Source organism: Candidatus Obscuribacterales bacterium, from assembly GCA_036703605.1.
In the GTDB taxonomy this organism is placed as follows: domain Bacteria; phylum Cyanobacteriota; class Cyanobacteriia; order RECH01; family RECH01; genus RECH01.
In genome coordinates this window covers 1-1,040 of sequence record DATNRH010000707.1, presented here as the reverse complement: position 1 = coordinate 1,040, position 1,040 = coordinate 1, and the positions used below count along the sequence as shown (strand labels likewise).

Annotated in this window: 2 protein-coding genes; both read left to right on the top strand. The window is 48.9% G+C overall.

The genetic code is table 11. The annotated features are described in order from the left end of the window. Positions 1-301: hypothetical protein (locus V6D20_14870; protein ID HEY9817063.1), on the top strand; the 301-nt coding region annotated here is incomplete at its 5' end. A gap of 190 nt (positions 302-491) precedes the next feature. Beyond that, on the top strand, positions 492-983 hold the full coding sequence (locus V6D20_14865; protein HEY9817062.1) for a hypothetical protein: 492 nt from the start codon (positions 492-494) through the stop codon (positions 981-983). The last annotated feature ends 57 nt before the right edge of the window (positions 984-1,040 follow it).

Sequence of the window (1,040 nt, the reverse complement as noted above, 5' to 3'; positions counted from 1 at the left end):
CAAGCCCTTCCTGCTGAACGAGGAAGCGGCTGCCGGATTGGAAGGAGTGTATAGCGTGGACTTCCCGGGAACCGATCGAATGAAAGTAGAGATCAGGGAAGGGAAGCTGCAGGCTAATATGGCTCAGATAGATAACGATTTCGCCGAGGATGGATGGTTTACCATAAGCCCCCTCAACGATACCGAGTACTATAACACCAATAGCTTTCGACCCTATAGCTTCCAGGTCGACAGCACCGGCCAGGCAACTACCGTCCTCATGAAACGCACAGAACTACTCTTTACCGGGAAGAAACAATGAGCAAAGAACAATTAACAATTAAGCCTGCCCACCGAAACTGCCAGCTGGCAGAGGTGCAGGTGGGAATTAAGAATGATCAAAGCCTGATTTGTCCATTGCCCATTGATAATCGATCATTGATCATTGATCATTGATCATTGATCATTGAACCCTGCCGTATCCCCATATCCCCTAAATTTGTAAAGCACCCTTGACATTTGTTTTAAACTGTTCTATTATTGTAAAGCAAACTTTACATAAAGACAAACAACATAGACTTATGAAACAAACCAACGCAATGAAAGAAAGTGGGAAAGTGACTCAAGCTACCCGAACCAAACAACTAGCCGGCTGGACCGGCGCCTGGTTAATCACCATGGCCATCGCCACCTTTGGCCCCATCTTAGTCTGGGAAGGGCAGACGGTACTCACCATCATCGGGATCCTCCTTAGCACGGCTATGGGTGTGAGCATGATACTCGCCAACATTCGTCACCTGAAGTCGCAGGACGAACTCATGCAGAAGATCCATTTGGAAGCTATGGGACTAGCCCTGGGTGTAGGGGTAATCGGGGGACTGGCTTATGAGATGCTCTACACCGCCAAGGTGCTCACTTCCGAGCCACAGATCTCTTACCTTGTGATGGCTATCGCACTCAGCTACCTCCTCAGTACCTTCCTGAACCAAAGGAGATACCGATGAACAATCGACTCAAGGTATTACGGGCCGAGCGAGACTGGACCCAGGCCGATCTATCCA